Raw genomic sequence first — 5,517 nt, 5'->3', positions numbered from 1 at the left:
CCCTAAAACGGATTGGATTGAATAAAAGGAAAATAAATTAATTGTTTCTCTTGAAATAGAAGGCTTTAAACCTTAATTCTTCGGTAAAATTGAAGATAGAAAGAATAGAAAAAAATATGTCAAAAACTCAACCCTATCAACCTTTTTTGCTGCGTTTATTTCACAGTATTAATGCTTTATTGGTAATCTCTTGTGTAATTACAGGTTTTTTGGTTTATGATAGTTGGGATGGTAGATTTTGCAAAGTCGGTTTGACTATCAAAAACCGTAGTTTAATAGATATCCATGGAACTTTTGCCTTTGTTTTATTCTTGATATTTTTGGGATTTATTATAGTAAGTATCAAAATAGGTAGAAACCGTTTAGTTCAATCAGATGATTGGCAAAAATTGACAAATAACGTGGGTGAAAATATTTGGTGGTATAGACTGCATCGCATGGTCAATACCACAATTTTATTCTCAGCAATACTATCAATAGGTTCAGGAAAATTACAAGACGAAAATTGGTTGCCTAATGGTGAAATGTATCATTTTTGGTACTCCCTGCATCTGATAGGTTGGCTAATCATGTTATTGGCGATCGCTACTCACTTATTAATGAGTGCTAAAGTAGGTGGATATCCTCTAATTTTATCCATGTTTAATACAAAATATCTGCCCCAAGAAAGTCCGAAGTTATGGCCAGAAAAAATTATGGCTTGGTTAAAACACCCTAGAATTTAATAATTAACAATTAATAATTAATAATTAATAATTACNTGAGCGCCAATCCTCTTTTTTATAAGAAGAGGTAATTCTCAATTCTCAATTCTCAATTCTTGAACTCTTCTTAGAGACTATTTATAAAAGGAATATTAAATCCAAATGATAATTGCCCAAGAATTTCAACCAATAGCAGCGATCGCCACAACTCCTAGATCAGTAAAATTATTACAACCTATTTGTCAAACATTGGGAGCAACTCTCTGGATACCGAAGTCTTGTCAAACAACAATAAATCTTCCTCCCAACACCCAGGTTTACACTGACTCTCTGAAAAATCATCTGACAAATATTTGGCAAAACTATTGCGCAATAGTTTTTTGTCTTGCTAGTGGTGCAGTCGTCCGTTTAATTTCTCCACTTTTGCAAGATAAATATCGCGATCCAGCGGTAGTTGTTGTCGATGAAGCGGGTAAATTTGTCGTTAGTTTATGTAGCGGACATCAAGGAGGTGCTGATAAATTAACCAATATTCTCGCTCCCCTTCTCAACGCTACCCCAGTCATTACAGGAGCATCCCATAATTTAGAATTACCTGGTATCGATATTTTGGGTAAACCTTTTGGTTGGCAACAGGGGGAAGGTGACTGGAATAAAGTTAGTGCAGTGGTTGCCAGAGGAGAAACTGTACAAGTGCTTCAAGAAGTAGGTTCGACATTGTGGCAAAAACATCTACCGGAGCAACATCCGTTTTACTTTGGGTCTCCAGAAATAGGCGAACCATCCCCCACTCCCAAGGCAAGAATTTGGATTAGTTTTACTCAACGCCAGTTTTCGCCAGATTCAGATTTACCAAAAGTGCAATGGCACCCGCGAGTTTTATGGGTGGGGGTTGGTTGCGAAAGAGGAACTTCTCAAAAATTAATTGCTACAGGTATCGAGGAAATATTTCGCGCTCATCATTTAGCAGAAGGAGCGATCGCTGGTATTGCCACTATTAATATTAAAGCTGATGAAATAGGATTAGTCGAATTTTGTCAGGAACGAAATTTACCTTTACGGACATTTTCAGCAGATTTATTAAACTGTGTTGAAGTGCCTAATCCTTCTAATATTGTTGCAGCAGAAGTTGGAACTCCTAGTGTTGCTGAAGCCGCAGCTATTTTAGGAGCAAAACAGGAGCAAGACACGGATTTTCACGGATGTACGGATGATTCATTCTTATTATTTCAAAAGGGAGAAATAAGAGATAATCAAAAGGAATCAAAATTACCTTTACANGATTTTCACGGATGTACGGATGATTCATTCTTATTATTTCAAAAGGGAGAAATAAGAGATAATCAAAAGGAATCAAAATTACCTTTACAAGGGGAACTTCACCCGGAGGAAAATCAACAGCAAGACACAGATTTTCACGGATGTACGGATGATTCTTTTTCTCTTCTTCAAGAGAAAGAAAAGTTCTTAAAATTATCCACAAATTTATTAGTTAGTAAACAAATATTCCGCCTCGAAGGTGAACCAGGAGCGATGACTATTGCTGTTGCTTTAGCTGAAAAAGAATATACAGGTAGAACAGGAAAATTATTATTAATTGGCACCGGCCCTGGTCAACTAGACCAGATGACATCCGCTGCTCAAACAGCCGTTAGTTATGCAGATGTTGTAATTGGTTATTCTCTTTATATTGACTTAATTCAACCATTATTTAATCCCGGACAAATAGTCGAAAAAATGCCAATTACTCAAGAAAGACAACGGGGAGAAAAAGCAATTGAATTAGCCTACTTTGGTTTAACTGTGGCAGTAGTTTCTTCTGGAGATTGTGGAATTTATGGTATGGCAGGATTAGTTTTAGAACAGCTTCAAGCAAAAGGTTGGGATGGGAAAACTCCAGCAGTAGAAATATTTCCAGGAGTTAGTGCTTTACAGTCTGCTGCATCGAGAGTTGGTGCGCCATTAATGCACGATTTTTGTGCTATTAGTTTGAGCGATTTGTTAACACCTTGGGAGGTAATAGAAAAACGTTTAAATGCTGCTGCAATGGCAGATTTTGTCGTGGCAATTTATAATCCTAAATCTCAGAATAGAACAGAACAATTAGTTAAGGCAGTGAATATTTTTTTGGAGCATCGTCAACCAGAAACTCCAGTAGCAATTGTTCGTTCTGCTTATCGAGAAAATGAAGAAATTACTTTAACAAGTCTGGATAAATTATTGGAGGTTTCAGTTGATATGTTGACTGTAATTTTAATTGGTAATCAATCTACAGGAACTTATAATAATTGGATAATTACACCCAGGGGTTATTTAGGGTAATTTCAGTTAACGGAGGAGACAGGAGACAGGAGATAGGAGTAAACATTAGGGAGGAGTTAGGAGACAGGAGATATTAGCATAACTTCCTCCTATTTTATGGCGATCGCCAGTTAAATTGCGGACATCTTGCCCGCGATGGGTGTATATCACCGAGGTGGAATCCACTGTACATGAAAAGCGATCGCTCTCACAAATATTTATAACCTTAATAATTTTACTTGCGCTTTAACTTGGAAGCAGCACCAACAGCAGCAATACCTAATAAACCTAAAATTGAAGCAGGTTCGGGTGTTGATTGAGATGCTTCAAATTGTTTAAACCTAATATTATCAATTCCAGTTCCTACATCTCCACGACCATTAACACTATAAACAATAGACAAAGATTTGATAGCATTTGAATTACCACTAATGCTGAATGTATCAAGAGTTTCCCCAGCACCTGTGGAACTTAGAAAATCCTGAGAATTAATAACAGTTGAAAAACTATCAGAGAATACTGTTACAGTCGCTACACCAGGGCCACCGTGGTAAGATAACGCATCGAAATCTAGAAGGTCTACACTCACCTCTGATACAGCTTGACTAAATTCAATAAAGTAGTTATTAGCTACCGATTCTGACGGCCCATCTGTTAGGAAGAAATTACCAATTCGGGGCTGAAGAGTAAGACCGTCAGTAGGACCAAAAGCACTATAAGGCCATCCAATCTTTGCGATTTCCGGAAGTGATGTGGGGGTTTGATCTCCTTTCCAGAAAGTTAATTCATTACCATTATTAGCAGTAACACTGTTAATAAATTGACGATCGGTGAATCCACTTTCAAAATCAACTACACCCATTGAAGCGGCTTGAACTGGGGAACTTATTGCTACCAGACCAACAGAAGTAACTGCTGTTCTTATTATATAGTTATTGGCAGTCAAAGCATTAGCCAAAGTTTTTACTGTCTACGACAGTAAAAACTTTAAAAATTTTTTTGAGCTTACTTGATTGTTAACCATCATAATTAATTCTCTATCCTTAAATTGATTTGTGCGTTTAGTTTTCTGTGAGTTAACAGTCTGTAATTAACTCCATAACATATATCTTTACATAGGATTTTTAGAATGGCAAGAGTTTATTTCAAACTTTACTAAATCTTTAATAAATAGGAAATTACTTAGGTAAAATTGACATCATCTACTTATGTATACTATTATTTCCCCATCTAAATAAACTATTTTATGCGTAAATTTACTGGATTTTTTTGATAGAGAAAAAAATTAAACTTCTAGGGTACATTTTATGCTATAGCGAATCTGAAATGTCAGGCATTTTCTGAATAGCTAAATAATTAAAGACCGAATAATCAAACTTAAACCAACGACTAACAAAAACAACAAAACCACTGTACGAAATTTCTCCTCTGGCAACCTTTTTCTCAACCTACTACCAAGATTGATACCTATAGCAACAGGCACAATACCCACCACAGCAATACCTAACAGAGATGGCTGAAGCAATCCAATTTTACCCAATAGAAACAACATCACCACACTTGAAAGCGTAAAAGAAAGATTGATCGCTTGTACAAAAGTCTCTTTATTTAGGTCTAAAGCAAGTAAAAATGGCAAAATAGGCATAATCTGAGAACCAGTGATACCATTTATTACTCCTGTTGTCAATCCTACCGGAACAGTCAGCCATGTTCTCATTTTCTCAGAAAGGATAATAGGTTTTGAGCGCAAAGCCCATAAAGCATAGAGAAATAAAATAGCTCCCAGAATAGCTCGACTAATTGCACCTTCTATAGAATTGAGAACGTATACCCCCAGAAGTAACCCTGGGAACGTCGAGACATAAATAGGCCAAAAATTACTAACTGCATCCTTAAATCTTCCAGCTTGTGTCATCACCAAAAGGTTACTTGAGAGGGAAGGTACAATAACTAAAGGTATAGCTATTTTCGGATCGAGAAAAGTTGCCATAGTAGGCAAGCATATAGTTGAAAAACCTAGTCCTGTAATTCCTTTAAGAAAAGCTGCAAAGAAAAATGATAAAAATATAGAAACCACTGTCTGGAAATTCATCTGTCATATTAAGTGCCGATAATTAGTTGCCAAAAAGTCTTTGTTTGTAGTTCCCTGAATCTCTAGCAGCGCTAGAGCACAACTACATATCGAGTCTGGATGTATTGTAAGATTATCAAAACTTAGGCAAAAAATGAAATTATATACCACCTGTAGGGGCGAATGGCTATTCGCCCCCTACGAGATAGCGGTGCGACGACGCCAGCTCCCTTGCGGAACGCCCAACATAGGTTTTTTTAACCACAATTTTAGTCGAGACGCGCTATGACAATCTTCTTGATTTCCTATAGAAGCCCTAAGTGTATCTCCATAAAATCGGTTGGAGGGAGAAGTAATTGATAAAAAATGGGTGATAATTGATTTGATGATTGGATGAGTGGGAGATATCTAATACGCCCCATCTCCCCATCTCCCCATCTC

At 36.8% G+C, this 5,517-nt stretch carries 4 protein-coding genes and 1 pseudogene; 3 read left to right on the top strand and 2 right to left on the bottom strand.

What is annotated here, in order from left to right; translation table 11 throughout:
• The first annotated feature begins 116 nt into the window (after positions 1-116).
• The 3 genes and pseudogenes from AFK68_RS12785 to cobJ all read left to right on the top strand — a co-directional run.
• A complete protein-coding gene (locus AFK68_RS12785; protein ID WP_094673148.1) occupies positions 117-725 on the top strand; it encodes a cytochrome b/b6 domain-containing protein in 609 nt (202 codons plus the stop codon).
• A gap of 141 nt (positions 726-866) precedes the next feature.
• Positions 867-1,984, top strand: a pseudogene (locus tag AFK68_RS41610) (cobalt-precorrin 5A hydrolase); the annotation flags it as partial.
• 1 nt (position 1,985) lies between these two features.
• The coding region (gene cobJ / locus AFK68_RS41605) for a precorrin-3B C(17)-methyltransferase (RefSeq protein WP_246844156.1) at positions 1,986-3,026 on the top strand (1,041 nt) is incomplete at its 5' end.
• 214 nt (positions 3,027-3,240) lie between these two features.
• On the opposite strand, the gene AFK68_RS12775 is transcribed toward cobJ, so the two are convergent.
• On the bottom strand, positions 3,241-3,963 hold the full coding sequence (locus AFK68_RS12775; RefSeq protein ID WP_094673146.1) for a PEP-CTERM sorting domain-containing protein: 723 nt from the start codon (positions 3,961-3,963) through the stop codon (positions 3,241-3,243).
• Positions 3,964-4,353: 390 nt separating this feature from the next.
• A complete protein-coding gene (locus AFK68_RS12770) occupies positions 4,354-5,097 on the bottom strand; it encodes a sulfite exporter TauE/SafE family protein (RefSeq protein ID WP_094673145.1) in 744 nt (247 codons plus the stop codon).
• Positions 5,098-5,517 lie beyond the last annotated feature (420 nt).

Source organism: Hydrocoleum sp. CS-953, assembly GCF_002260545.1.
Taxonomy (GTDB): Bacteria; Cyanobacteriota; Cyanobacteriia; order Cyanobacteriales; family Microcoleaceae; genus Trichodesmium.
This window is presented reverse-complemented; position numbering and strand designations above follow the sequence as displayed.

What these genes read in the sequence shown, in the direction of transcription:
- AFK68_RS12770 (WP_094673145.1), bottom strand. Translation starts at nt 5,097, where the DNA reads ATGAATTTCCAGACAGTGGTTTCTATATTTTTATCATTTTTCTTTGCA.
- AFK68_RS12785 (WP_094673148.1), top strand. Translation starts at nt 117, where the DNA reads ATGTCAAAAACTCAACCCTATCAACCTTTTTTGCTGCGTTTATTTCAC.